Source organism: Pseudomonas sp. (assembly GCF_030684895.1).
Lineage (GTDB): Bacteria > Pseudomonadota > Gammaproteobacteria > Pseudomonadales > Pseudomonadaceae > Aquipseudomonas.
Genome location: NZ_JAUXXP010000090.1, coordinates 1 through 25,331, shown reverse-complemented (window position 1 = coordinate 25,331; position 25,331 = coordinate 1). Strand labels below are relative to the sequence as shown.

General features: G+C 62.5%; 32 protein-coding genes. 10 read left to right on the top strand and 22 right to left on the bottom strand.

Features of this window, described 5'->3' with window-relative positions:
* Window positions 1–16: 16 nt before the first annotated feature.
* The 22 genes from nhaD to Q8M42_RS19620 form a co-directional block, all read right to left on the bottom strand.
* Window positions 17–1,390 carry a sodium:proton antiporter NhaD gene (nhaD, locus tag Q8M42_RS19725; RefSeq protein ID WP_304864716.1) on the bottom strand — a complete coding sequence of 458 codons (1,374 nt, stop codon included), beginning with the start codon at window positions 1,388–1,390 and terminating at the stop codon, window positions 17–19.
* Between the two features lie 213 nt (window positions 1,391–1,603).
* On the bottom strand, window positions 1,604–3,067 hold the full coding sequence (gene nhaC, locus Q8M42_RS19720) for a Na+/H+ antiporter NhaC (RefSeq protein WP_304864714.1): 1,464 nt from the start codon (window positions 3,065–3,067) through the stop codon (window positions 1,604–1,606).
* Window positions 3,068–3,241: 174 nt separating this feature from the next.
* The gene (locus Q8M42_RS19715; RefSeq protein WP_304864712.1) at window positions 3,242–6,088 is read right to left on the bottom strand and encodes a valine--tRNA ligase; all 2,847 of its coding nucleotides are present in this window, start codon (window positions 6,086–6,088) and stop codon (window positions 3,242–3,244) included.
* Between the two features lie 190 nt (window positions 6,089–6,278).
* Window positions 6,279–6,674, bottom strand: a complete 396-nt coding sequence (locus Q8M42_RS19710) for a DNA polymerase III subunit chi (protein ID WP_304864710.1) — start codon at window positions 6,672–6,674, stop codon at window positions 6,279–6,281.
* 9 nt (window positions 6,675–6,683) lie between these two features.
* On the bottom strand, window positions 6,684–7,103 hold the full coding sequence (locus tag Q8M42_RS19705) for a DNA polymerase III subunit chi (RefSeq protein WP_304864708.1): 420 nt from the start codon (window positions 7,101–7,103) through the stop codon (window positions 6,684–6,686).
* A 96-nt stretch (window positions 7,104–7,199) separates the two neighbouring features.
* Window positions 7,200–8,690 (bottom strand): leucyl aminopeptidase, encoded by a 1,491-nt coding sequence (locus Q8M42_RS19700; protein WP_304864706.1) that lies wholly within the window; start codon window positions 8,688–8,690, stop codon window positions 7,200–7,202.
* A gap of 72 nt (window positions 8,691–8,762) precedes the next feature.
* Entirely contained in the window at window positions 8,763–9,971 is a 1,209-nt protein-coding gene (locus tag Q8M42_RS19695) for a site-specific integrase (protein WP_305285429.1), read from the bottom strand.
* Window positions 9,972–10,146: 175 nt separating this feature from the next.
* Window positions 10,147–12,024 (bottom strand): DNA cytosine methyltransferase, encoded by a 1,878-nt coding sequence (locus tag Q8M42_RS19690; protein ID WP_305285427.1) that lies wholly within the window; start codon window positions 12,022–12,024, stop codon window positions 10,147–10,149.
* On the bottom strand, window positions 12,021–12,338 hold the full coding sequence (locus Q8M42_RS19685; protein ID WP_305285425.1) for a hypothetical protein: 318 nt from the start codon (window positions 12,336–12,338) through the stop codon (window positions 12,021–12,023). Before Q8M42_RS19685 ends, Q8M42_RS19690 begins: the two co-directional genes overlap by 4 nt.
* A complete protein-coding gene (locus Q8M42_RS19680; RefSeq protein WP_305285423.1) occupies window positions 12,335–12,721 on the bottom strand; it encodes a Lar family restriction alleviation protein in 387 nt (128 codons plus the stop codon). Before Q8M42_RS19680 ends, Q8M42_RS19685 begins: the two co-directional genes overlap by 4 nt.
* Window positions 12,721–13,002 (bottom strand): hypothetical protein, encoded by a 282-nt coding sequence (locus Q8M42_RS19675; protein WP_305285421.1) that lies wholly within the window; start codon window positions 13,000–13,002, stop codon window positions 12,721–12,723. The genes Q8M42_RS19680 and Q8M42_RS19675 overlap by 1 nt, the downstream gene beginning before the upstream one ends.
* Entirely contained in the window at window positions 12,999–13,583 is a 585-nt protein-coding gene (locus Q8M42_RS19670) for a phosphohydrolase (RefSeq protein WP_305285419.1), read from the bottom strand. The genes Q8M42_RS19675 and Q8M42_RS19670 overlap by 4 nt, the downstream gene beginning before the upstream one ends.
* A complete protein-coding gene (locus Q8M42_RS19665; protein ID WP_305285417.1) occupies window positions 13,580–13,804 on the bottom strand; it encodes a hypothetical protein in 225 nt (74 codons plus the stop codon). The genes Q8M42_RS19670 and Q8M42_RS19665 overlap by 4 nt, the downstream gene beginning before the upstream one ends.
* Window positions 13,801–14,508, bottom strand: a complete 708-nt coding sequence (locus tag Q8M42_RS19660) for a hypothetical protein (protein WP_305285415.1) — start codon at window positions 14,506–14,508, stop codon at window positions 13,801–13,803. Before Q8M42_RS19660 ends, Q8M42_RS19665 begins: the two co-directional genes overlap by 4 nt.
* 71 nt (window positions 14,509–14,579) lie before the next feature.
* Complete coding sequence (locus Q8M42_RS19655; RefSeq protein ID WP_305285413.1) at window positions 14,580–14,774, bottom strand: hypothetical protein; 195 nt, start codon at window positions 14,772–14,774, stop codon at window positions 14,580–14,582.
* A 3-nt stretch (window positions 14,775–14,777) separates the two neighbouring features.
* A complete protein-coding gene (locus tag Q8M42_RS19650; RefSeq protein WP_305285411.1) occupies window positions 14,778–15,104 on the bottom strand; it encodes a pyocin activator PrtN family protein in 327 nt (108 codons plus the stop codon).
* Complete coding sequence (locus tag Q8M42_RS19645; protein WP_305285410.1) at window positions 15,101–15,556, bottom strand: hypothetical protein; 456 nt, start codon at window positions 15,554–15,556, stop codon at window positions 15,101–15,103. The genes Q8M42_RS19650 and Q8M42_RS19645 overlap by 4 nt, the downstream gene beginning before the upstream one ends.
* Window positions 15,553–15,759 (bottom strand): hypothetical protein, encoded by a 207-nt coding sequence (locus tag Q8M42_RS19640; protein ID WP_305285409.1) that lies wholly within the window; start codon window positions 15,757–15,759, stop codon window positions 15,553–15,555. Before Q8M42_RS19640 ends, Q8M42_RS19645 begins: the two co-directional genes overlap by 4 nt.
* On the bottom strand, window positions 15,749–16,039 hold the full coding sequence (locus Q8M42_RS19635; protein ID WP_305285408.1) for a phage antirepressor KilAC domain-containing protein: 291 nt from the start codon (window positions 16,037–16,039) through the stop codon (window positions 15,749–15,751). The genes Q8M42_RS19640 and Q8M42_RS19635 overlap by 11 nt, the downstream gene beginning before the upstream one ends.
* 9 nt (window positions 16,040–16,048) lie before the next feature.
* Complete coding sequence (locus Q8M42_RS19630; RefSeq protein WP_305285406.1) at window positions 16,049–16,648, bottom strand: hypothetical protein; 600 nt, start codon at window positions 16,646–16,648, stop codon at window positions 16,049–16,051.
* Window positions 16,645–16,950, bottom strand: coding sequence for a hypothetical protein (locus Q8M42_RS19625; RefSeq protein WP_305285404.1), 306 nt, complete (start codon window positions 16,948–16,950; stop codon window positions 16,645–16,647). Before Q8M42_RS19625 ends, Q8M42_RS19630 begins: the two co-directional genes overlap by 4 nt.
* 241 nt (window positions 16,951–17,191) lie before the next feature.
* Window positions 17,192–18,013, bottom strand: coding sequence for a helix-turn-helix transcriptional regulator (locus Q8M42_RS19620; protein ID WP_305285403.1), 822 nt, complete (start codon window positions 18,011–18,013; stop codon window positions 17,192–17,194).
* A gap of 81 nt (window positions 18,014–18,094) precedes the next feature.
* On the opposite strand from Q8M42_RS19620, the gene Q8M42_RS19615 reads away from it, so the two are divergent.
* From Q8M42_RS19615 to Q8M42_RS19570, 10 genes are all read left to right on the top strand, one after another.
* On the top strand, window positions 18,095–18,358 hold the full coding sequence (locus tag Q8M42_RS19615) for a YdaS family helix-turn-helix protein (RefSeq protein ID WP_305285401.1): 264 nt from the start codon (window positions 18,095–18,097) through the stop codon (window positions 18,356–18,358).
* 404 nt (window positions 18,359–18,762) lie between these two features.
* Window positions 18,763–19,284 (top strand): phage regulatory CII family protein, encoded by a 522-nt coding sequence (locus tag Q8M42_RS19610; protein ID WP_305285399.1) that lies wholly within the window; start codon window positions 18,763–18,765, stop codon window positions 19,282–19,284.
* Window positions 19,259–19,495, top strand: coding sequence for a TraR/DksA C4-type zinc finger protein (locus Q8M42_RS19605; RefSeq protein WP_370870363.1), 237 nt, complete (start codon window positions 19,259–19,261; stop codon window positions 19,493–19,495). The genes Q8M42_RS19610 and Q8M42_RS19605 overlap by 26 nt, the downstream gene beginning before the upstream one ends.
* Complete coding sequence (locus Q8M42_RS19600; RefSeq protein WP_305285395.1) at window positions 19,492–19,818, top strand: hypothetical protein; 327 nt, start codon at window positions 19,492–19,494, stop codon at window positions 19,816–19,818. The genes Q8M42_RS19605 and Q8M42_RS19600 overlap by 4 nt, the downstream gene beginning before the upstream one ends.
* On the top strand, window positions 19,811–22,051 hold the full coding sequence (locus Q8M42_RS19595) for a VapE domain-containing protein (RefSeq protein ID WP_305285393.1): 2,241 nt from the start codon (window positions 19,811–19,813) through the stop codon (window positions 22,049–22,051). The genes Q8M42_RS19600 and Q8M42_RS19595 overlap by 8 nt, the downstream gene beginning before the upstream one ends.
* Entirely contained in the window at window positions 22,048–22,422 is a 375-nt protein-coding gene (locus Q8M42_RS19590; protein WP_305285391.1) for a hypothetical protein, read from the top strand. The genes Q8M42_RS19595 and Q8M42_RS19590 overlap by 4 nt, the downstream gene beginning before the upstream one ends.
* Before the next feature lie 575 nt (window positions 22,423–22,997).
* Entirely contained in the window at window positions 22,998–23,345 is a 348-nt protein-coding gene (locus Q8M42_RS19585) for a phage holin family protein (protein WP_305285389.1), read from the top strand.
* An 89-nt stretch (window positions 23,346–23,434) separates the two neighbouring features.
* A complete protein-coding gene (locus Q8M42_RS19580; RefSeq protein ID WP_305285387.1) occupies window positions 23,435–23,776 on the top strand; it encodes an HNH endonuclease signature motif containing protein in 342 nt (113 codons plus the stop codon).
* A gap of 122 nt (window positions 23,777–23,898) precedes the next feature.
* A complete protein-coding gene (locus Q8M42_RS19575; RefSeq protein ID WP_305285383.1) occupies window positions 23,899–24,378 on the top strand; it encodes a P27 family phage terminase small subunit in 480 nt (159 codons plus the stop codon).
* A gap of 41 nt (window positions 24,379–24,419) precedes the next feature.
* Window positions 24,420–25,331: terminase large subunit domain-containing protein (locus Q8M42_RS19570; protein WP_305285381.1), on the top strand; the 912-nt coding region annotated here is incomplete at its 3' end.

The following is a 25,331-nucleotide window of genomic DNA, read 5'->3' as shown; positions in this document are numbered from 1 at the left end:
CGCCTCATGGCGTGGCTTAAAGGGCGAAGAGTGCGATATAGCTCAGGGCACCGGCGATATAACCGGCAAAGGCCAGGCCGCTGATGTACTTCACGTACCAGATAAAGTTGATCTTCTCCATGCCCATGGCGGCTACGCCGGCCGCTGAGCCGATGATCAGGCAGCTACCGCCGGTGCCGGCGCAGTAGGCGAGCATTTCCCAGAAATTGCCGTTGACCACAAAGTTGCTCAGCCAACTGCTTTCACTACCCGCCATGGCCAGGGTTTCAGGGCTGACCAAGGGGTACATCTTCATTGCACCGGCGACCATCGGCACGTTGTCCACCACGGCGGAGAGCAGGCCGATGGACATGGCGATGGTGTAGACATTGCCCAGGCTGTCTTTCAGGTAGGTGGCGACGTCAATCAGGTGGCCAGCGGTGGACAGGCTGGACACCGCCAGCAGGATGCCGAGGAAGAACAGCACGCTGGTGACGTCGATACGGCGCAATACGCCGACCACCGAGAGCGGGTCTTTTTCTTCGCTGTTTTTGCTGCGGTGGATGATTTCGGTGGTGACCCAGAGCACGCCGAGGCCGAACAGGATGCCCATATACGGCGGCAGGTGGGTGATGGTCTTGAACACCGGGACGAAGATCAGCGCGCCCAGGCCCATGACAAATACCAGGTTGCGCTCGAAGGGCGTGGTCGGGTCGCGACGGCTTTCGCGGCTTTCCTTGTGCTTGGGCGGGGTGATGTCACCCTTGAGCACGAAGCTCATGATGGTCAGCGGCACCAGCAGGCAGATCATACTGGGGATGATCAGCTTGACCACGATGCCACTGGCGGTGACCTGGTTGCCGATCCACAGCATGGTGGTGGTTACGTCACCAATCGGCGACCAGGCGCCGCCTGCGTTGGCGGCAATCACCACGATGCCGGCATAGAACCAGCGTTCCTTCTGGTCGTCGATCAGTTTGCGCAGCAGCGAGATCATCACGATGGTGGTGGCCAGGTTATCCAGCGCCGCCGAGAGGAAGAAGGTGATCAACCCCACCAGCCAGAGCAGGTGCACGCGCTTGTTGGTGCGGATGCGGTCGGTGATGACCTTGAAGCCTTCATGGGCGTCGATCAGCTCGACGATGGTCATGGCGCCCATCAGGAAGAACAGGATCTCGGAGATTTCGCCCAGATGATGGCGCAGCTCTTCGGTGACGTGATGGTCATTGCCACTGGCGCCGGCGGTGGCGGCGCCAATCAGCGGCAGAATGCTGTCCGCGCCCAGAACCAGCAGGGTCCAGCAGATAACAGCGGTGAGAATTGCCGATGCGGCTTTGTCGACTTTCAGCGGGTGTTCGAGGGCGATACACAGGTAACCGAAGACGAAGGTCAGTGCCATCAACGCATACATGATCAGAATTCCAGATTCAGGGCTTTTTTATTGAGTTGGAGGTGCCAGAGGCATCTAGATGCGCCGACGAAGATGCCTGATTTGCGTGGAAATTGGCAGCGGATTTATCGCCCGGCCAGGCGGGCTGTACCTTTGGCGGCGATTTCTCGGCCTAGGGGCAGCCCTGGCGCGCCCGAACTACGCGCTGACGCGCAGTTGCGGGCGGGCATGGGTTCAGGCCTGCGACAGGTCGTCGCGTTCGGCGCTGTGTTGCACAGCGGGCTGCGGCGGGAAGATAAACGCCAGGCAAATCGCCAATAGCGGCATCAGCAGGTTGAAGAAGCAGTACGGCAGGTAACTCAGGGTCGCCACGCCCAGAGTGGCGGCCATATAGGCGCCGCAGGTGTTCCACGGCACCAGCACCGAGGTCAGGGTGCCGCCGTCTTCCAGGGCGCGTGACAGGTTGACCGGCGCCAGCCCGCGCTTCTCATACTCGGCGCGGTACATGCGGCCCGGCAGCACCAGGGCGATGTACTGGTCGGCGGTGATGATGTTGGTGCCGATGCTGGTGGCAATGGTGCTGACGATCAGGCTGCTGGTGCTTTTTGCCAGGTGCAGGGTGCTTTGTAGCAGGCGCTGCAGCAGGCCGAGCTTTTCCAGCACGCCGCCAAAACACATAGCGCAGATGATCAGCCACACGGTGGTGAGCATGCTGGCCATGCCGCCCTTGGACAGCAGGCCATCCAGCGCCGGGTTGCCGCTGCTCGATTCATAGCCGGCGAACAGCGCGCTCCACACGGTTTTCAGCGGCGCCAGGCTGCCGGCAGCCGGATCGGCCAAACGCGCCATCACCTCGGGCTGAAACGCCACGGCAAACACGCCGCCGAGCAGCGCCGCAACAAACACTGCTGGAAAGGCCGCCCACTGGCGCACGGCGAGAAACAGCAGCAGGGCCACCGGCAGCAGCAGGTGCCAGCCCAGGCTGAATTGGGTTTCCAGCGCGGTCAGCACTTCGGCGATACGCGCGGTGTCGTGACTGTTACTGGCTTGCTGGCCGAGCACGAAGAAAATCACCAGGGCAATCAACAAAGCCGGTGTGGTGGTGCGCAGCATCAGGCGGATATGCGCGAACAGATCCGCCCCGGCCGCAGCGGGCGCCAGGTTGGTGGTGTCCGACAGCGGCGAGAGCTTGTCGCCAAAGTAGGCGCCAGAAATGATCGCTCCGGCGGTAATCGCCGGGTCCAGGCCCAAGCCTGCCGCCACGCCCATCAGGCCGATGCCCAGGGTGCCGGCCACCGTCCAGGAGCTGCCGATCGAAAGCGCGGTGAGGGCGCAGATCAGGCAACTGGTGACGTAAAAGTATTCTGCGGAAATCAGCTTGAGACCGAGCCAGATCATGGTCGGCACCGTGCCGGCAAGAATCCAGGTGCCGATCAGCGCACCGACCGCCAGCAGGATCAGGTTGGCCTTCATCGCCATATGGATGCCGGCGAGGATGCCTTCCTCGATCTGCGCCCATTGCAGGCCATTCTTCAGGCCGACCAGGCCAGCGACAAAGGCCGCGCTCATCAGCGCGATCTGGTTCGGCCCGCTGGAGGAGCTGTCGCCATACAGGTAAACGGAGAGACCCAGCAGCAGCACCAGCACGCCAATCGGCAGCAGGGCATCGAGCAGGGAAGGGGAGCGTGTATCAGTCATGGGTGTTCCGGTAAATCAGGTGAACCGTGGGAGGCGCTTCAGCGGCGACAGTCGCGGCTACGACTGCATGGATGCAGGAGGTAGAGCGAAGCAGGACGCCAGAGCCGAAAGCCCCTCCTACAAAAAAAGAAACCCGCGCCGGTAAGGGCGCGGGCTGCGGGTGTTGCCAGTGGATCAGAGTGCGGCGATCTTGCCGCGCTGCTCGACCATCTTGCTCAGGGCCTGTTCGGCCTCGGCCAGCTTGGCGCGCTCTTTATCGAGCACTTCGGCCGGCGCCTTGGCGACGAAGCCTTCATTGCTCAGCTTGCCGCCGACGCGCTGCACTTCACCGGAAAGGCGGGCGATCTCTTTATCCAGGCGCGCCAGTTCGGCGTCCTTGTCGATCAGCCCGGCCATGGGCACCAGCACCTGCATCTCGCCGACCAGGGCGGTGGCAGACATCGGCGCTTCTTCGCCCGCTTCCAGCACGCGCACCGACTCCAGCTTGGCCAGCTTGTTCAGCAGCGGCGCGTTGTCGGCCAGGCGACGCAGGTCTTCCGCACTGGCGTTCTGCAGGATGATATCGATGCGCTTGGCCATAGAGATTTTCATCTCGCCACGGATCTGGCGCAGGCCGAGCATCAGCTGCTTGACCCACTCGATATCGCCTTCGGCGGCGGCGTCGATGCGGCTTTCATTGGCCACTGGCCAGGCCTGCAGCATGATGGTATCGCCCTGCTTGTCACCTTGGGGGACGCCGGCCTGCGCCTTGATGCGCTGCCAGATTTCTTCGGTGATAAACGGCATAAAGGGGTGGGCCAGACGCAGCGCCACTTCCAGCACGCGGATCAGCGTGCGGCGGGTGCCGCGCTGACGTTCGATGGGTGCGGCTTCGTCCCACAGCACGGGCTTGACCAGCTCCAGGTACCAGGCGCAGTACTCGTCCCAGATAAACTCGTAAAGCGCCTGGGCGGCCAGGTCAAAGCGGAAGGCGTCGAGCTGGCGGGTCACTTCGGCTTCGGTGCGCTGCAGGGCCGAGATGATCCAGCGGTCCACCGAGGACAGCTCAACTTCTTCGCCGTTAACGCCACAGTCCTGGCCATCGGTGTTTTCCAGCACGAAGTTGGCGGCGTTCCAGATCTTGTTGCAGAAGTTGCGGTAACCCTCGACGCGGCCCATGTCGAACTTGATGTCGCGACCGGTGGAGGCCAGCGCCAGGTTGGTAAAGCGCAGGGCGTCGGTGCCATAGGCGGCGATGCCCTCGGGGAACTCGGCGCGGGTCTGCTTGGCGATCTTCTCGGCGAGCTTGGGTTGCATCATGCCGCTGGTGCGTTTTTCCAGCAGCTCGTCGAGGGTGATGCCGTCGACGATATCCAGTGGGTCGAGCACGTTGCCCTTGGACTTGGACATTTTCTGGCCCTGGCCATCGCGCACCAGGCCGTGCACGTACACGGTCTTGAACGGGATCTGCCCGGTCAGGTGGGTGGACAGCATGATCATCCGGGCGACCCAGAAGAAGATGATGTCGAAGCCGGTCACCAGCACGTCGGTGGGGTGGAAGGTCTTCAGTTCTTCAGTTTGCTGCGGCCAGCCGAGGGTGGAGAAGGTCCACAGGCCGGAGCTGAACCAGGTGTCCAGCACGTCTTCATCCTGGCGCAGATTGGCGTCGCCGAGGTTGTGTGTAGCGCGTACTTCTGCCTCGTCGCGGCCGACATAGACGTTGCCGGCATCGTCGTACCAGGCCGGGATGCGGTGGCCCCACCAGAGCTGACGGCTGATGCACCAGTCCTGGATATCGCGCATCCAGCTGAAGTACATGTTTTCGTACTGCTTGGGCACGAACTGGATTTCACCACTCTCGACCACGGCGATGGCTTTCTCGGCCAGCGGCTTGGTGCTGACGTACCACTGGTCGGTCAGCCACGGCTCGATGATGGTGCCGGAGCGGTCACCTTTTGGAACTTTCAGGGCGTGAGCGTCGATGCTTTCCAAGAGGCCGGCGGCCTCGAAGGCAGCAACGATCTGCTTGCGCGCCTCGAAACGATCCAGGCCGGCGTATGCGGCCGGCAGGCTGCAGTCGATCTGGCTGTTGACGCTGCCATCGACATTGAACGCCTGGACCTGTGCCAGCACGGCGGCGTTCTTGTCGAAGATATTCAGCAGCGGCAGGTTGTGGCGCTTGCCGACTTCATAGTCGTTGAAGTCATGGGCTGGGGTGATTTTCACGCAGCCGGTGCCGAATTCAGGGTCGCAGTAATCGTCGGCGATGATCGGGATACGACGGCCAACCAGTGGCAGCTCGACGAAGGTGCCGATCAGGGCTTTATAGCGCTCGTCTTCCGGGTGCACGGCCACGGCGCTGTCGCCGAGCATGGTTTCCGGGCGCGTGGTGGCGACGATCAGGTAGTCCTTGCCGTCGGCGGTGGTGTTGCCGTCAGCCAGCGGGTAGCGCAGGTTCCACAGGCTGCCTTTCTCGTCGTGGTTTTCCACTTCGAGGTCGGAGATAGCGGTGTGGAACTTGGTGTCCCAGTTGACCAGGCGCTTGCCGCGGTAGATCAGGCCGTCCTTGTGCAGGCGCACGAAGGCTTCTTTAACCGATTCGGACAGACCGTCGTCCATGGTGAAGCGTTCGCGCGACCAATCTACCGAGCTGCCCAGGCGACGGATCTGCCGGGTGATGGTGCCGCCGGACTGTTCTTTCCATTCCCAGACCTTTTCCAGGAACTTCTCGCGGCCCAGATCGTGACGGCCGATGCCGTCAGCGGCCAGTTGGCGCTCAACCACCATCTGCGTGGCGATACCGGCGTGGTCGGTACCCGGCTGCCACAGGGTGTTGCGGCCCTGCATGCGACGCAAACGAATCAGGCAGTCCATGATCGAGTTGTTGAAACCATGGCCCATGTGCAGGCTGCCGGTGACGTTCGGCGGCGGGATCATGATGGTGTAGGGCGCGCCGGAACCCTGCGGGGCGAAATAGTTGTTCGCCTCCCAGTTCTGGTACAGGGCGGTTTCAATGGCGTGCGGCTGGTAGGTCTTGTCCATGCGCGGCGGGACCCTTATGACGGCTAGACGGAAAAGCCGGCAAGTATAGCGGGGAAGGCCTGTGTGGCGTAAGGGCGCGCGTGGCGTGGCTGACTGGTGGGCGTTGGGGCGCGGGTATGGCGAATTCGTAGCTGTAATCCGGGTCAGCGCCTTCCCGGATTGCGCTGGGGCTTATCCGGGCTACAGGTGCCTATCTGCGCGGCGGCAGTAAGCGGCTTAGGCGGGCATCCAGGCGGCGTTTCAGCTCGGCCTCGATCTGCGGCACGAAATCGTCGATCACATCCTGCAGAATCAGCTGGGCAGCGGCGCGCAGTTCGTTGTCCAGGCGGTTCAGCTCGCTGTCGCGGCTGACGCTCTGGCTAACGGTTTCACGCAGGGTTTGCGCAATCGCTGGTTTGGGCGCAGGTGTTGGTGCGGCGGCCACGGGTGGCGGGGTAACGATTTCCGAGAGCAGGGGGATGCTGTCCGGGTCGAGCGTGTCGATCAGCAGCGGTGGTTCGAGGTTTTCATCGCCCAGCAGTTGGCGGATCGACTCCAGGTCGTTCAGCAGTTGGGCGGGTTTTTGCGGCGGTTTTGGGGTGTCCATGGTGTGCAACTAGAGTTCGACTCGTTTGGGATCATACCCGCGCTGCCGGTAACTGCGGAAATTCTCCCGGCAGGCGGTCAGCAGGTCGGGTTCCTGGTTGACGATTTCAATCACCCGGCTAAAACGCTCAACCTGCGGGGACAGGGTGCTACCCAGGTTGATCAGTACGCCCTGGGTGCTGCTGGGTTCTTCGTCCAGCCCAATCACCACCGGTGCTTGCGCGTCTTCCTGGTACAGGCTGTGCGGCACAAAACTTTCCGCTTTAAAGCGCCACAGCAGTTCGTCCACTTCGCTGCATTGTTGCGCGTCGCTGCCGCGCAGAAACACCGGCAGGCCGGCGCGCCAGGCTTTCATCGCTAATTGGCAGGCCGCGCGTAGGCGTTCGGCCGGCACGGCGGTGGAGAGTACGTAGAATTCTATTCGGGGCATGACATGGTTCATGTATGGGGCGTTCGTGGAAGAGCCGTAGCCCGGATGCAATCCGGGACAGGGGCGTCCCCGGATTACATCCGGGCTACGGGGGCATCAGACCTTGGCGCGGTCCAGCAGGTACTGCGTCAGCATCGGCACCGGGCGACCGGTCGCGCCTTTGTCCTTGCCGCCGCTGATCCAGGCGGTGCCGGCGATATCCAGGTGCGCCCAGTGGTAGTTCTTGGCAAAGCGCGAGAGGAAGCAGCCAGCGGTGATGGTGCCGGCTTTTGGCCCGCCGATATTGGCGATGTCGGCGAACGGGCTGTCCAGCTGCTCCTGGTATTCGTCATACAGCGGCAGCTGCCAGGCGCGGTCGTCGGCGGTGAGGCCTGCGCCGAGAATCTGCTGCACCAGTTCGTCGTTGTTACCCATCAGGCCGGAGACATTGCTGCCCAGGGCCACGATGCAGGCACCGGTGAGGGTGGCGATGTCAATCACCGCTTGCGGCTTGAAGCGCTCGGCATAGGTCAGGGTGTCGCACAGCACCAGACGGCCTTCGGCGTCGGTGTTGAGGATTTCCACGGTCTGCCCACTCATGGTGGTGACGATATCGCCTGGGCGCGCGGCGCCACCGCTGGGCATATTCTCGGCGCAGGCCAGCAGGCACACCAGGTTGATCGGCAGTTGCAGCTCAAGCACTGCTTTGAGGGTGCCGAACACGCTGGCGGCGCCGCACATGTCGTACTTCATCTCATCCATGCCGGCCGCCGGCTTGATGCTGATGCCGCCGGTGTCGAAGGTGATGCCTTTGCCGACCAGGGCGTAGGGCTTCTCGGATTTTTTGCCGCCCTGGTAATGCATGACGATCATGCGCGGCGGCTGGTCGCTGCCCTGGGCGACGGCGAGGAAGGCGCCGGCACCGAGCTCCTTGAGCTTCTTCTCATCCAGGATTTCGACCTTGAGGTTCTTGTAGGCCTTGCCCAGGTTCTTGGCTTCTTCGGCGAGATAGCTTGGGTGGCAGAGGTTGGGCGGCAGGTTGCCGAGGTCCTTGGTAAAGGCCATGCCGGCGGCAATCGCCTGGGCGTGGGTGCTGGCGCGCTCGGCGTCGGCCAGGTTGGCTTTGTCAGTGAGCAGGGTGAGCTTTTTCAGTGCGCCGGCTTCGGCCTTCTGGCTCTTGAAGCGGTCGAAGCAGTAGCCGGCATCGGCCAGGCTTTCCACCATCAGGCGGGTTTTGCCGTAGGTGCCGCGGCCTTTGACCTGCAATTCGTCGAGCGCGAGTACGGCGTCGCTGCCGCCAAGGCTTTTCAGGCTGTTGTAAACGCTGGTGATCAATTTGCGCAGTTGGCGGTCAGACAGTTCGCTGTCTTTGCCGGTGCCGACCAGCAGCACGCGTTCGGCTTTCAGGTTCGGCAGGTTGTGTACCAGCAGGGTCTGGCCGACCTTGCCGGCCAGGTCGCCGCGCTTGAGCAGAGCGCTGATCGCGCCAGCGCTAGTGGTGTCGATGGCCTTGGCGGTTTCGCCGAGTTTTTTGCCCTCACCAACAGGGATAACCAGGGTGGCGGTTTTTAGTGTTTCTGGGCGTGCGCTTTTAACAATAAATTCCATTACGTGGTGTCCCCAAGACAAGGCGTCGGTATTGCAGGATGATTTATGGCAATTTTGCCAAGCCCTTGATAGTTAAGGGCTTTCTGCGTTTATGCTTTCTTTCTGTACCAATTTTGTACCAATCGATGCAACAGACAGCTTGTTCATCTCTGACCAGTCGCCCTCGGAGTTGATCCATTCGGCATAGGTGCTGAGCAGTACTTCGATTGTGTGGCCGAGCTGGTTGGCGATGAACGCCACGTTCATTCCAGCCATCAGGCACATGGTCGCGTAAGTGTGGCGGGTATCGTACAGCCGGCGTTGTCGGATGCCCAGTGCCGCCAGTGCCGGCCTTAGGTAGCCAGTAGGGCCGTCTGGGTCCTGCATCCATTCCCCGCCCTGTGCTGGTGGGAATATGAAATCAGTCTTCAGCCTGATTTTCTCCTTCACCACCTTTGCCCTATCCAGTGCATGCATGGCCCGGTCGTTCAACAGTACGTTGCGCGGCTTGCGGTTCTTGATGCGCTCGGCCACCTCGCCATCGACCACGATCCTGCAGACGCGGGCGGTGCGCTTCGTTTCGTCTATCTCATCCCAACGTAATGCCCGCACTTCGCCTGGGCGCATGCCTGTATAGAAGGCAAACTCAATCAGGCAGGCATAGATCTCGGTGCGTTCGCCGCCAAGGGTGGTGTACAGGTGCTCGATGATGGTGTCGGCTTCCTCCTTGGTGAACGGGTCTAGCTTGCGCTTGGCCTTGATAGGCAGGTCGATGCCTATGGCTGGGTTCTTATCCAGCCAGCCATCGTTCACGGCGGATCTGAGCACAGCGCGCAGGCGTACCAGGGCGGTGCGCTTGGCGGTTGTGGATGCCCACTCGGTGGCCACCACGATTTTGCGGATGTCGAAGGCGCTGATGGCGTTCACTGGCAGCAACGCCAGGTAGGGCATCCAGTGCTTGTTCATGGTGATGCGGTAGTTTCGGCGGGTACCGGCGACGATCTCACGGCTATCCAGCCAAACCTGGGCGTAGTCCCTGAAGTTGGGCACGCGTTTGCTCACGGAGTAGCTGGTGTTGGGGAAGAGCTGGATGTACTTGTCGTCATCCAGCGCCTGGTGGTCGATCAGCTGCTTTACACGAGCAAGTAGCTTGGTGGCAGCGTTGATCCCCTTGGGAGTTTGCGCGAGCCGGAGGGTTTCACAGCGGCGCGGCGGGGTCGCGCCACGCCAGGTGAAGCGGATTCGGATGGTGTCACCAACGAACTCAACTCCGGGGGGCAATCCCAAGTGCTTTCCAGCCATGCTTCGTACCTTTTAACGCTGTAAATCACATCCCCGTTGACCTTGTTCCAAACGCCGTGGGGTATTTTCTTCTTGAGCCGCCGGGTCTGTAGGGCGCGAAAGGTGATGCCCAGGTGGGCTGCCATTTCGTGCTCGTTCAGTTTGTCATGTTCCAGCGGCAGGGCTTCGGCTGCGCTCATGCTGCCTCCTGCAGTGCTTGCCGGCCGCGCAGTGGGTTTGCGCGCAGCAGGGCTTCTAGTGGTGGTGGTGATACCGAGTTGCCGCACATGCGCACCTGGGCGCGTGCGGTGATCGGTTTGCCGTCGTGGCCTTGGTCGATCACGTAATTGCTCGGGAAGCCTTGCGCTAGGTACAGCTCGCGCGGGGTGAGCATGCGCATGCCGATGTCGACGATCACGTATGGCGAGCCCTTGATCACAACCGTTACCAGCGCCAGGCGGTCGCGGGTGGTGATGGTGGCGGCTGGGTCGCGGGCGTCGTAGGTGTTGTCGGTGCCGTAGTAGCCCATCAGGAAGGCGGCCACGCGCAGGGCTCCGGCTTCGTGCTCGGGTGCCAGGGTGCATTCCATCAGCGCCAGGTGGGTGCCGCCGGCGGTGATGGCCGGTGCTTGGTCTCGCAGATCCTCGCCTACGCAGTTGTTGCGCAGGGTCACAAGGCTGGCCGCTACGATGTTCTGCTGGCTTCCGGTGGTGGTGATGGCTGATGCCGGGCGTGACGGATGATGGCCTGGCGTGGTGTTGAAGCCGCCGTTGTGCTGCGCCAGGTACGCGACAGCGATTGCCTTGTGGTTCTCGGTGAGGATGGTGCCGGTTGGTTGATCAGCTGAAACGGGCTTTGCCGAATAGGCTGGGCCGCCTGCGCCCACTAGTATCGGGCTGACCACCGCAAAGTGACCTCCTTTAACCTCGGCGCATAGCGTCGGGATCGGCTCGGCCGCTGCCACGTTGCGCTGGTTGCTGGCGTTGGCGTGCTCGGTGATGAAGGGCGCGAGGGTAGGCTGTGCAATCGCAAAACCGTGGCCTCCCGTGATTGTTGCGATTGGGTTGCCAGTGCCCTGGCCACGGAAATCGGCGCCGCCGTGGTTCACGCTGACGATGAATGGGTCGGCGTGGTTGATGACGAAGCGCTCGATGCCCTTGCGGATGCGCGCCATGGTCTTGGCCACCAGTGGGCGCTTGACCTTGAAGGCTTTGCCGCCTTCCTTGTCGAGGAAGATGCTCGGGCAGGGGATGGACCAGTCAATGCACTCGGCCACCGGCACCCAGGCTTTGTGGCCCTTGCCTGGTGCTTTGCAGTGGGTTGGCTCGGGCCAGTACAGCGGCTCGCCGTCGCGCCGTGCGATCAGGAACAGGCGCTCGCGGGTGGTTGGTGCGCCGTACTCGGCTGCATTCAGTTTGCCGAACAGCACCTCATACCCCATGCCCTGCAGCTCACCGATGAAGCGCGCCCAGGTTTTGCCTTTTCGTTTCGGATCTGGCACCAGGTACTGCTGTTGCACGGGTACGCGCTCGCCTGGGTTGGCCACGCGGTTGACCTGCTTGCCGGTACGTGGGCAGGTGATCATGTCCAGCGTCACCACGCGGCCGGTGTGCTTGCAGCGCTTGGCGATCAGTGGACCCCACTGCAGGATCTGCATCACGTTTTCCATGGTGATCATCACCGGCCGGGCCTGACCGCCCCAACGGATCATCGTCCACGACAGTGAGCGGCTTTCCACGCTGCGTGGTTGCCCGCCGGATGCTTGGCTGTGGTGGGTGCATTCCGGGCTGCCGTGCAAGTGGCCTACCTGGCGCCCGCGCGTGGCTACCTTGGGGCATACCTCGCGAATGTCCTTCTGGTAGTGCTCGGCCTGCGGGTGGTTGCGCATGTGCAGGCTGATGGCTTCGGCATCGTGGTTGATGGCGATGTCCACCGGCTTGCCTGTGGCTTTCTCGATAGCAATGGATGCGCCGCCACCGCCCGAGAACAGATCGACGGTGATGTAGCCCTCGAAGTCCAGGGCGAACTGGGTGCGGCAGGCCTTGGCGAAGTGGCTTTGATTGAAGGCTGTCATGCGCGCCCCCGGTTGATGTTCAGTTGGTGCGTATACCCCACGAGAAGCTGCGCGGGCGGGCGGACAGGAGAGCGGAGCGGGGTGCTCAACTTTTGCGCCTGGCGCACGCCTGTCATGGGGTATGCGAGGGCGGCGGTGGCTTGCAGATCAAGAGCATTAATGCCTGCTGCTGCGCAGCAGAGACTCTTTTTAACGCCCCCGCTCGGGCATTGCTGGCGGCCGCGCAAAGCGGCACGCGGCTGGTTGGCCTGTACCAGGCCGCCGCCGTGCTGACGCACGGCCTTGGTTGTTGTGGTCGCGGTGGCTGGTTTCATTGCCCTGCCTCCTGTGGGTACAGATTGAGCCCTTCGGGCGAGCCGGCGTCGTAGAGGTGGCGATGCTTGGCGGAGCGTTCCGTCCATAGCACCGCGCCTGCGCGTTCCGCTTCCAGGTAGTCGGCCTGGGTGAAGATCACCGTTTCGTGCTTCGGCCCTTCGGCGCCGCATTCGTGGCAGAAGACGTAGGCGTCTACGTCCAGGCCCGTGCAGCCGAAGTGCTCTGTCGGCTCGACTGAACCGAAGGGTTCGAACGTTCTGGTGACGATCACTGCCGGTGGGCCTTCGCAGAATGGGCAGGGTGGCAGGGTGATCTGCTCGGCCGCCTGGGTTGGGGCTTCGTTGCCTGGTGTGTGTGCGCCTTGTGTGCTGGTAGTGGTCATCAGAAGTTGCTCCGGCGGCCGAATGCCAGCCACAGATAGGCGCGGCCCTTGGCGGTGACTTTGTACTTTTCGTTGATGAGTCCCAGTTCGGTGCAGATCGTCCGGCTGGTGTGGCCTTGGTGCCAGCCGGCCAGGCATTTAAGCGTGCCGAGGCGGATCACCTCGCGCTTTGACATGCCGCCAAAGTTGGCGCCGCCCCAGGCCTGGTCAAGTTCCGCGTCGGTGATCAGGTCGGCCTCGGTGTCTGCTTTCTGCAGCATTTCGATGGTCTTCTTGCTCATGCTGCAGCCCTTGCGCGGTGGGTGGTGGCCAGCAGGTCAAGCAGCCGGTCGTGGAAGGCCTGGCGGGCTTGGCCGGGTGTCCAGTTTTCCAGCTCGATGCGGTGCGGGGTGATGCCGTGCAGGCAATCCCAAACAGATGGGTGATCTGGCAGTAGCTCGCGGCGTTCGGTGGCGAGGGCGATCATGTCGGCGTCGTGCACGACGAATGGCAGCTCGGGCTCCAGCTCGAACTGATCGCAGATGGCCTCCCACACCCTTTCCTCTACTCGGTCGAAGTCCGACTGCTGCCCGCAGGCTTGGCGGCGTAGGTGGTATTTGAGCGGGCGCACCAGGTCGCCGACATAGGCCTCGGCCGCATCGTGCAGCAGGGCCTGCAGTTGGATCTCTGGGCCGTGGCCTTGGCTTTCGACGATATCGGCCACCAGCAGGCTGTGCTGCGCCACTGAGTAGTGGCGGTTGCAGTGGCCGTTGAAGCGGCAGATCAGGCTCAGGGCGTGAGCGATGTCGAGCGTGGTGATCAGATCCGCGCGGGGCTTGAGTAGGTCAAATTCGCGGGCGGATTGAAGGATGATCCGTGTCATGCGGCGATCTCCTGTTTCAGCAGCGCGGCCTGGGCCTGGTTGCGGGCGTGGTTGCGCAGTTCAAGGAAGGCTTGCGAGCCGTAGAGGTCGCGCATGGCTTGTTCCAGCGCGGCCAGCTGGGCCTTGAGTTCGGTGTGGTTGGCCTGCAAGCGGTTGAAGTCGTGCTGCAGCTTGCCGGCTTGGTCTGGGGTGAGGCGCAGCAGGGGGTAATTGCGGTTCATGCTGCACGCTCCGCTTCCTGCTCGCGCCAGTTGCCGATGGTGGTGGTAGCGCTTTCGGTGTCGGCCTGCTTCTGCTGGATGGCCAGGGTGAGCACGTCGCGCAGGTGCTCGAAGCCTTCCTCGGGGCTGTTTACGTCAAAGCGCAGGGTGCCGTGATCCGGTTCGCCCCAGTAATCGCCGTTGGTGTTCAGCCATTCGATGATCTCGGTATCCGGGTGCGGCTGCTGGTTGGCGAGCGCCTTTTCGATGCGGTCTGCCATGTCCAGCGCTTGAGCCTGAAAGAGGCGTGATGCTTTGGCGTGGTCGTGGGCGTTGAGGCCGGCGAAGGTGTCGGCTGCCAGGCTGAGCTTGGCGGCGATGGCCACCAGTACGGCTTGATCCTCTGTGGTCAATCGGTAGGCGGCGGCCAGGCGATTCAGCAGGCCGCGCTCGACCTCGCCGTGGTCGCGTTGCTCCTCGATCAGGCTCTGGCGCAGCTTGCTCAGTGCGCCCTCGCGGGCGTCCAGTGTGCGGTTGACCTCGATCAGGCCGGCAACGAGTTTGGCGTTGGTGTTGCCCAGGTTGGTTTTGGACTGTTCCAGGGCAGCGATGATGTTGGTTGATGCCTGGCGTCCGGTACGCAGGCCGATGCAGTAGAAGATCAAGCCGGCGATGGCGGCGACGGTGAGCATGGCAAACAGGCCATAGATTTGCGGTGTGGTCATGGTGGATCTCCTCGGGTTGGCCGGTCGCTGGTGGTGGCAGCGGGTGCGGCTGTCAGGTGGTTTTGGGTGGATCAGTCGGCGTCGGGGTCTGGTGGATCTGCGAGGCCGGCCATCAGCTTGGCGGCATAGGTGCTGTGGCCTTCCTCGCGCAGGTCATCAAAGCGTTTCCAGTCCTCGCAGAGTTGTATGTGCTCTTGGCAAAGCCCGATCTCTTTGTGGTCGAACTCGCCGAGTTCGGCGCGGCATTCACGGCAGTAGCGGTGCATGGCTCAGGTCTCCTGCTCGCTGCCCAGCGCTTTGGCCAGGGTGTCGTCTGCCTGGCCGGCGCGTTGTTCGATGTGGGCGGCCAGGTGGTGGATCTCGATAAAGCGCTGGGCCTTGGTGCTGTCTTCCAGGGTGGTGACTGGGAGCGGCAGACGAGGCGTGGCGACCACGCGGCCGAAGCGGTCGGCGTTGAGGTTGCGGAACAGCTCGGTGCGCACTGCCTCCAGCGGGATCAGCACGGTGCCGAACATGCGAAAGAGCATGTCCACCGTGCTGGCCTTGGGCGCGACTAGCAGGCGCAGGGGCTGCTGTTGGTCGTTGGGTGGGCTCATGCGCTGCGGGCCTCACGCGGGAGCAGGCGCAGCGGGTTTTTGTCGGGGTGGCGCACCTTGGGCTTGGCCGTGCCGATGTTGATGCCGTGTGCGGCGATGGCCTGTTGGAGCTTGTTGAGCACGCCGTGGGCGGTGGAGCCAAAGCCGGTAAACCGCAGGTCAGCCCGGCCGATGGCCTCGATTGAGGCGAACAGCTCAATGCCGGCTACGTCCGGCCCTAGGCGAAGGGTGGTGCGGTGGGTGAAGCCATTGCCCAGGGCGGCGGTGAGGCGTGCCACCGCGCCCTCAAGCTGCATGTGTTGCTGCTGCAGGTCAGATGGGTGGCCGAGGCGCAGGCCGGCTGCGGTGGCTGCCAGGTGCAGGGCGCTGCTGATGACTTCACTGGTGCGGTAACTTTCTGGCGTGCGCAGCAGGTCAATCAGGGTGTCGTCGAGTAGCTTTGAGTCTTTCATTGTTTGCTCCGGCTTGGGTGTTCCCAGGCGTTGCGGCCCATGGTGCGAACGAGTTCGCGCAGGTGCTCGGGTACTTGGTCGCGGATGGCTGCTTTGCGATCCTCCTGGGTGGGCAGCTTCATCAGTGCTGCCACCCATTGGCGTGCCCAGATCGGGGTGATCTCGCGGCCATCCGGGGTTGTGTATTTGATCTCACGCGACATCACGCGGATCTGCCTGTGGTTCTGGCATTGGCTGCTCGATGCCCAGCTTGCGCGCCAGCCAGGGAATGCCGGCATCGGTCACGCGGGTGGTGCGGGTGAAGCGCCAGCCCTTTTCGTCGCTGTAGAACTTGTTCTCGCGGGTGACCAGATAGTGCTTGGTCATCTCCGGGTTGCTGGGCAGGTTGAAGTTGTCTAGCAAGCCGGCCGTGCGCATGCGCTTCATCAGGTCGCGATGGCCCAGGCCGAGGCGCTGTGCGGTGTACTTGAATGAATTGGACATGGCGACCTCCTACGCTGCGGCCGCGCGCTGGGGCGTGGCGATGATGTGCAGATCCTCGATGCTGATCAGCAGGCGCTTGAGGCATTCGCGCTCATCACCGCGCACGGTGAAGCACTTGGTGCGTGGGCGGCTGCTGCCGATGCTGGCAATGACGGTTACGCCCTGAGCTGGGCGGGTGCGGTGCACGGCCACGTTGATCGGGCATTGGTGCCCGGTTTCAAGGCTGGCAAAGCCGCCATGGCGAACCATGTGCTTGAGGCGGCCCAGCTGGGTGTCATCCAGCAGACCGTCTGGCTCAGGCAGCAGGGGCATGCGGGTGACGCGGGCGGGGGCCACCTCTGCGCTGTCTACGCGGCCGTTGGCGATGGCGTCGATCAGATCGGCCACCAGCAGATGGCGCTGTGGGTCAGCGTTGTTGACAGTGATGCTGTGGGTCTGCCCGCCCATCTCAATGGTTGCGCAGGTGTCGTCCTGGCCGCGCTCGACCTTGATGCGGAACATCACCTGGTGCGAGTTGTAGGCCGAGCGAACGGTGTGGTTGAACGTGCCGTTTAGGCTGAGCTGAGCAGCCAGGCGCAGCAGGGCGTCTTCGGGGAGGGTGAAATTCATGCTGCGGCCTCCAGTACTGGAGACGTTGCCGGTTGGCGCGAGTACAGCGGGAGCTTGTGATGGAATTCAAACCAGCGGCAGCCCCAGGCGTTCGACGCGAGGTCCCAGAGGATGCTGTACTCAGCCGATGTGAGCTGGTCGAGGAACAAGCCGGCCGCGATCATGCCGTGCGCCTGAAGTTGGGCGTGCTCGCTGGCTGTAGCGTGCTTGTTTTCTCGGATGCTGCGTATCTCCTTCAGCAACTGCTGAAGGTAGAACGCCTTGCTTTGTGATTTGGCGGTTGGCTTTTTACGCTTGCTCATGCCGCGCGCCCCCCATCGTTTGGATCGAAGGGGGCCGGCGCAGTGCGGGGCTTGGGTTTTACGCGGGTGAACTGGCAGCCGGTGGCCAGGGCGGCGCGGCGGAGTTCAAAGATGCGCTCGGTCGGGCATGACGGGAGCGCGTGAACAGATGCTGACATGGTTTACCTCGGCTCTGTGGTGGAGAGACGAGGTAAAAGATAACTGCGGTTTTAATTCTTGGCAATTACCAGGGTAATAATTTTTACAGCAGTGGTGGTGAATTGAGGTGGTTCAGAGTCGACCACCAGAATATCCAGCCGATGATTTGGATGCGCTGTTCCATCACCTGGTCGAAGGTGTAGTCCTCGTCTGGGTACTCTTCTCGGTTGTAGCTGCGCAGTCGGATGCCGCCACCAGGTAGGCGATATAGAAACTTAACGCGCAACTGGCCGTCGTGGTCGATGGCGTAGATCTGTCCGTCAACGATGCGGGTGGTGCCCTTGTCGACGCCGAGGGTGGCGCCGTTGAGGATCAGGGGGAAGTTGCTGTTGCCTGTGTTGGTGGCGCAAGCCGCCATGGATGGGTCTACGCCAGCCATGCGCATGGTGTAGGCCGAGAATCTGATTTTACGGTCGGGCACGATTTGCACTGACGAGCGGCCGTGACCTGATGCGAGTTCAACTTCCTTGTAGATGGGCAAAGCAACCTCGTCTTCATCGAGTGGCGTGCTGTCGTCCCATGGCGACAGTTCGTCAAGCAGTACTGGGCCGCCATCCTTTGGGCGTATGCGGTAGACGTTGCTGGTCTCGGCTGTTCTCAGTGGTGGCAGCTTGCCCAGCTCAAGCCAGTCAATGTCAATGTCGAGCGCGCGGGCAATGGCTGGCAGGAATTTGCTTTTGCCGGTTTTGCTCTTGCCGGATGCAAGTTTCTGCACGGCGGTCTGCGAGCATCCGGCGCGCTCGGCCAAAGTGTCCTGCACGATGCCGCGCTGCTTCATCGCATAGTTCAGCCGGTCGGCCAGGGTTGGGAGTTGTGGGGCGTTTAGGTAGTCCATGTCGGCGATGTTAAAACCTCGGTTATACATGCGTCCAACCACCTTGGTGTTGACGTATTATGTCTGTGGTTATAATCTCGCTAGTGTTCCTACAACCACAGAGCATTCCCAATGGAGCCCACCACTACTGATGCCGATCTGTGCCGCAAGGCACTGAAAAAGGTTATGGGGCTGTGCGGCAACAGCCAATCCGAACTCGCCCGCCGCGTTGGAGGCACCGTCAAGCAGCCTCATGTGTGGAAGTGGCTCAAGTCTGGCCGTGTGCCGCCTGAGCGTGTTCCTGCTGTTTGTCGTGCAGTCGAATTCAAGGTTTTGCCGCATGAGCTGCGGCCTGACCTGCCCGAGCTGTTCCCGATTCCTGCTCAAGCCGCTTAGAAAAAAGGCGCCGTGAGGCGCCCTGTTTCCCGGCCACCGTTGAAGCGGTGACCGCCAGAGCCCGAGGGCTCTGTGTTGCCTGCCTCTCCACCACAGATCAGCAGGCTAGCTGTGACCACCTGACTAAGGGGAGCCACGGCGTGACTATAGCAACACGTCATGTCGGGGTCACTGGCAGCTTTCTCTGGCTGCTGCCACTCCCAATGCGCGCACCACCACTGCGCGTTGTGCCTGGGCTTGGATGCCTGGGGTTGCCACTTCGCTGCCACCACAAGCGGGGCTGGCTGTTTAGGCGGGGCCTGTGCGGAGCATGGGCCTTGCCTGGGGTGCGGTCGGTTTGCCGGCCGTATGCGACCACCTGACTAAGGGCGCCATACCAACGGGTATGGGCCGGGAGTTATGCCATGCCTTACCGTTCCCGCTGGAGCAGTGTTGAGCGCGCCAAGCGTTCGATTCTGACTCTGCAACAAGCGCTGCACCACGCCGCGCACGATTACCCAGGCGGGGCGACCGCCATTGCCGCCGTAGACGGGGCCATGAGTGCCTCAACCCTGAACCACAAGCTGAGCCTGACCAGTGCGAACCCAAAGCATCGGGTCAACATTGATGAGCTGCAGCTGATTCTCGACCTTACCCGTGACCCGCGCATTGTTGACGCCTTGCTGCAGCCGGTTGGCTGGGTGGGCATTGATGTTTCCGAGCTTGGGGATGCGGCCACGCCGCAGTCGCTGCTGGCTGGCATCACCGGGCTATTGCACAGCGAGAACGACCTGAGCGAGCAGCTGACCAAGGCGATGGCTGATAACCACCTGGACGACGATGAGCTGGCTCAGTTCGAGATGCTGACCGTGCGGATGCTGCAGGCGGTGTTTCGGCTGCGGGCCGTTGTGCGTCGCACGCATGATGAGGGTCGCGCCGATGGCTGATAACGCGGATCGGGCGGCGGATGAATACGCCGTTTACGAGCAAGCCCGCCTTGCAGCGCAGTTGGCCAAGCCGGCACCTGTGCATGAGGACTATTGCGATGGGTGTGGGGTGCCTATCCCGCTGGCCCGCCGTGAGGCGTTGGCGGGGCATGACTGTGTGATGTGTGTTGATTGCCAGGATCTGTTTGAGCGGAAAGGGGGTGGGCGATGAGCAATCAACCTTGTGTGCCCGATTGCCAGCGCGCTGGGTGCTTCCATGCCGAGCTGCGTAAGGCGCATGAGCTGGGGCGTGCAGTGTTTCAGGGCGACCAGGCGCAGTTGGATGCTGTTGAGTACATGGTGGCGCTGATGGGGGTTGTCTTGAGCAACGCCCTGGGCGACCTCTCGCGCTGCTGCAGCCCCGTGACGGCGTGCGAGCATCAGTACATGTGGTTCGGTTGCCAGGTAAAGCGGCGGTGCTGGAAGTGTGCCCAGGTAGAGCCGGAGCAGCAGCAGGCCGTCGGGATTGATTCGGAGGGAGGCAGCCATGACTGACCGTCACGAACTACTCGACGATGTGCTGGCCCAGCTGCAGGACGCGGGGCTAGATCCTGACCTGCCACTGCTGCTGGATGTGCGCACGCGCTGCCGTGCCAGTGGCGACAAGGGCAAGACCAAAACCGGCTTCTACGTGATTTATGAGCACACGAACGAGGGGCGCACCTATTACGCGGGTGCGTTCGGGTCGTGGCGTGAGGGTGAGAAAGGCGACTTCCACAAGCTCAAGCCCGTTGGCGGGCGTATGAGTGATGAGGATCGCAAGGTCATCCGGGCGCGTATCGAGGCGGCGAAGGCGAAAGAGGATGCCAAGCGCTTAGCCCGCGCAGCGAGTGCACGACGGCGTGCGGCGCGGATGTGGGAGACGCTGCCGGAGCGCGGGCGCTGTGGCTATCTGGAGCGCAAGGCGGTGCCGGCTGTTGGGCTGAAGTTTGGCCGCAAGCCGGATACGGCGTTGGTGCCGATGATGAATGTGCACGACAAGGTTGTTGGCTTGCAGGTGCTTTTCGGACAGCCGGACGCGGACGGGCTGAGCAAGCGCTTTTGGCCGGCCGGTGTTGACCCGGTTGGAGCGTTCCATCTGCTCGGCCCGCACCCGGAGCCAGGTGAGCCGGTGTTGATCTGTGAGGGGTATGCGACGGCAGCAAGCGTGCATCTGGCCACTGGCCTCTGCGCCTGCGCAGCCTTTACTGCGGGCAATTTGATGCCGGTGGCCGAGGTGTTGCGTGAGCGCTTCCCTGGTCGGCAGTTCCTGTTCTGCGCAGATGACGATTGGAAGACGACAACGGCCAAAGGTGCGCCGTGGAACCCTGGCATCGAGAAGGCCGAGCACGCGGCGCAGGTGGTAGGTGGGCGTGTGGTTTGCCCGGTGTTCAGCGGGGAGCGTGAGGACAAGTGGACGGACTTCAATGACCTGCAGCTGGCCGAGGGGTTGGATGCGGTGCGCCGCCAGGTGCTGGTGGCTGTGCGGCCGCCTGTTGATGCTGAGTGGAAGGCGGCGCTGCATCGCAACGGCAAGGGCGCGCTGCTGTCGGTGGTGGCGAACGTGGTGTTGATTCTGGAGAACGATGAGCGCTGGAAGGGCGTGATCGGTGAGGATCTGTTTGCGGGGCGCACGGTTAAGCGCCGGGCAACGCCTTATGGTGGCCGGGCGGGTGAGTGGTCCGACCTTGATGACACGCGCACGGCGATCTGGCTGGCTGAGCAGTATGGGCTGCAGATTAAGTCCCTGGCGGTGCTTGAGGCTGTGGCGGTGGTTGCGAACCAGAACCCGTTTCATCCGGTGCGCGATTACCTGCAGGGTTTGAAGTGGGATGGCACGCCGCGCCTGGCGTCTTGGGTGAAAGATTACCTGGGCGGTGTTGCGTTGGCTGGGAACGATAACTACCCCGGCATCATGGGGATGCGTTACCTGGTGTCGGCGGTGGCGCGGGTGATGAAGCCGGGTGCTAAAGCTGACTGTGTGATCATCCTCGAAGGTGAGCAGGGGCTGAATAAGTCGTCGGCCCTGCGTGTGCTGGGTGGTGAGTGGTTTATGGATACGCCGATCCCGCTGGGGGAGAAAGAGGCTTATCAGGCTATCCAGGGTATGTGGATCATCGAGCTGGCCGAGCTGGATGCGTTCAACAAGGTTGAGAGCACCAAGGCGAAGTCGTTCTTCGGGGCAGAGGTGGACATCTTCAGGCCGAGCTATGGGCGGCGGAACATCCGGTTGCCGCGCCAGTGTGTGTTCGCTGGCTCGACGAACCAGGATGAGTACCTGCGCGACCCGACCGGGAACCGCCGTTACTGGCCGGTGCTGTGTATGAAGGTGAACCTGGCCGGCCTGCGCGCGGTGCGTGATCAGCTGTGGGCTGAGGCGTTGCATCTGTACGAAGCCGGTGAGCCGTGGTGGCCGCAGGATGATGAAAAGGTGATGTTTGAGGAGGAGCAGGATGTGCGCTTCCAGGGTGATGCGTGGGAGCCGCGCATTGTGTCCTGGTTGCAGGCGAACCCGTGCGAGAGCGTGGGTGGTGACATTTTGCTGGAGAAGGCCTTGATGCTTGACCCTGGCCATTGGGGGCGGCCGGACCAGACGCGCTTGGGGCAGATTATGCATCGCCTCAAGTGGCGTCGTAAGCGCATGGCGCCTGAGGGCCGGGGCGGGGTGAGGCCTTACAAGTACGTGCGGCCTGATAGCTGGAAAGAGCCAGGCCAGATGCCGCTGGCGCAGCGGGAGACGTTCGCATGATCAAGTATCTGGATGATGCGTTGCAGCTGTGGGCGGCTGAGTTGCATCCGCCGCATGGGGTGGAGAGGATCGGGCCGGGGTCTGGTGGGTGTTCGCTGGCGGCTCTGATAGACTCGCGCGGCGTGCTGATCCGCAGTACGCGTGGCAGCCGTGTGCTGCTTGAGCAGGCAGCCGAGATTGAGCTGCTGGTGAACCGGTATCTGCCGGATAAGGAACGACAAGTGGTGATCGAGCATTACACCAACTACGACAGCCTGGACTCGCAGAAGTGGGGGGCGTGTGGATGTAGTCGACCGCAGTATTACCGACGATTGCACCAGGCGCACGAGAGCCTGGAGCGTGAGTTGATCAACCGGAAGCGCGCCGCATGAGGCGCGCTTTTCGTTTGTGCCCCACTTGCCCTACCGGGTTTTGCCTGTGGGGCACGCTTGAGGCCGCGCGTTTGCTGGTTGCGTCCAACCTCCCCACCTTCCCTGTGGGCACGTATGTGCAGGTACGACGCGTGTGTACACGCGCACGCGTGCTCGCGCGCTCACACAATCTACTTATTCCTTTAGAAAGGTAGGGAAGTGGGGAACAGTTAGTGGGGATGCGGGGTGTAGCGTTGCCCCACCTTGAAAGCGGTGTAGGTCATGTGGGGTTGCGCCTGCGGCGCGGTAGCCGAGTTTTGTTATATGGTCGGTGCATTGCGGGCGCTTTGTTGTCGCTTTGTTGGTGCATTGCTGGGGTGGCAGCGTTAGGCCCTTGCTGCCATGAGAATCAAGGGGTATAAATCAGCCATCTTCAAGGAAGTCCGCAAAGGCGGGCTGACTGCAAACCCGGCCACCGCGCCGGGTTTTTTGTTTATGGCGCCCCGTGGTTGCGGCGCCTTGCGCAGGGATGCGCTACCTATTCGAGCCTCGGCAGTTGCCGGGGCTTTTTTGTTTCTGGCAGGCGAGGTGGCGTGATGACGCATGAGCAACAGCAGGCACTGGCTGACCTGCCGGTCTGGGTGGTGATCGCGATTGCGGTTGCTGCCGGCTTCAGCGGCGAGATGTGGCGCGCCGACCGCGATGGCCTACGCGGCCGTGAGTTGGTTTACCGCGTCATCCTGCGGGCCGGTGCCTCAGTGGTGTTCGGCCTGGCGACCATGCTGCTGATTTGGGCAGCCGGCGCGCATGTGCTGGTGGCGGCGGCCATCGGCTTTGTGGTTGCGACCATGGGCGCGGACGTGGCCAGCGGGTTGTACGAACGCTGGCTGGCCAAGCGTGCTGGCGTGTGCGAAGTGCCAGCCAAGCCAGAGGCTGATGGCTGATGCCACTCGCCCCGGCCGCTGTCTGCTCCTTCCCCAACTGCTTACGGCTAGCGGTTGGTCGCGGCACCCGGTGTGCCGAGCACAAGGCTTTGCGTGAGGCCGAGCGAGCAGCGGCCATCAAGGAGACGCACAAGGCGTACAACGCAAAGCGTCCAGCATCGGACAAGTTCTACTGGACCAATACCTGGAAGCGTAAGAGCGAGAGCTTTCGTGAGGCTCACCCGCTTTGCATGGAATGCGAAAGCATTGGGCTTGTCGTGCCGTCGACCATGGTTGACCACATCATCCCTTACCGCGAGCGGCCTGACCTGGGGCTGGTTGACAGCAACCTGCGAGCCCTGTGCTGGCAGTGCCACAACCGCATCGGCAAGAAGGTTCGTGACTGCGGTGTGGCCGAGCGAGTCGAGCCGCCGAAGCTCGGCCGCTTCTAGCCCAGGGGTAGGGGGTGGTAAATCCTCCCCGAAATCCGATGCCCGAACGAATGGGGGAGCCACGTGTACCCCAACGGCTGAATTTCAAATAGGGGGGGGGTTAAAAGCCCGGAGTAGATCTGATGAATTCGAACCCACCGATCACCGTTGCGCCGGCGGGCAGTGAAGCTGCGCAAGCCCCGGCCAAGGCCGAGGTGGTTTCGCCAGATTGCCCGATCAAGTTCAGTGAGCCCGAGCAGCAGGTGTGGGACTACATCTGCGACCAGCTGCGCAAGGCTAACTTGTTACACCTCACGGCTGGCATCGCCATCTCGGTGATCGTCAAGAAGTACCGCCGCTGGCTGACTGCCATCGAGGCGCTGGACGAGTACATGGATGCGAACGGCGGCTCCTTCCAGGTGAAGACGCCGAACGGCTACCAGCAACCGCACCAGCTGGTGCACTACGTCGATAAGCAGGAAAAGGAGCTGTTGAAATGGCTGCCGTCCTGCTGTCTGACAATCCCGACCTTTGCCAAAGTGAAGGCGCTGGAAAACGGTCAAGAACAAGGCGATCTCTTCCTCGACGAGATCCGAAGCTTTATGCAGGGGCGACCAAGCTAATACCCAAGGAGCTGTACCCCTGGGACCATTACGGCGTCGACGTGCTACGCGGCAAGATCCCGGTCTGCCGCTACACCTTCCTGGCGGTAAAGCGGCACTACAAGGATCTGCGCAACGGTGCCAAGCGCGGCCTGTGGTTCGATCCGTTGCGCGCGGCTTACATCATCGACTTCTTCCCGAAGTTCCTGCGGCATGTGCGTGGTGAGAAAACCGGCCAGCCGATTGTGCTGGAGCCCTGGCAGCAATTCTGGCGCGCCGTCCAGTTCGGCTGGCGTCGTGCTGATGGCACCCGTCGCTTTCGTCAGTGGTACGAAGAGGTCCCGCGTAAGAGCGGCAAGAGCACCACCCTGAGCGGCATCGGCCTGCACCTGGCGGCGTTCGATGGTGAGCCAGGTGCCAAGGTGTACACGGCCGCGACCAAGCTAGAGCAGGCCAAGATCACGCACGGCGATGCCGAGCTGATGCGCGAGTTCTCGCCAGCCCTCAAGCGGCTGTTCAAGAACCACCGCAACCGGTTGTTTGTGCAGGGCACCGCCAACGAGTTTCTGCCACTGGGCGCGGACGCCCGCACCCTGGACGGTCTCGACCCGCACGGGGCGATCATCGACGAACTGCACGCCCACCGCACCCGCGAACTGTGGGACGTAATCATCTCTGCGATGGGCGCGCGGCGCGAGCCGATGCTGACCGCGATTACCACCGCCGGCTTCAACCAGCATGGCATCTGCTACGAGCAGCGCACGCTGCTGGTGGACATCCTTGAAGAGCGGGTGATCAACGGCAAGAAGATCCTCAACGACAGCGTTGGTGGTGTGATCTACACGCTCGATGAGGGCGACGACTGGACGGACGAACGCAACTGGCCCAAGGCGCACCCGAACCTGGGCGTATCGGTACGGCTGGCCTACCTGCGGGAGCAGTGCGCGTTGGCGCAGCAGGTGATCGCGCAGCAG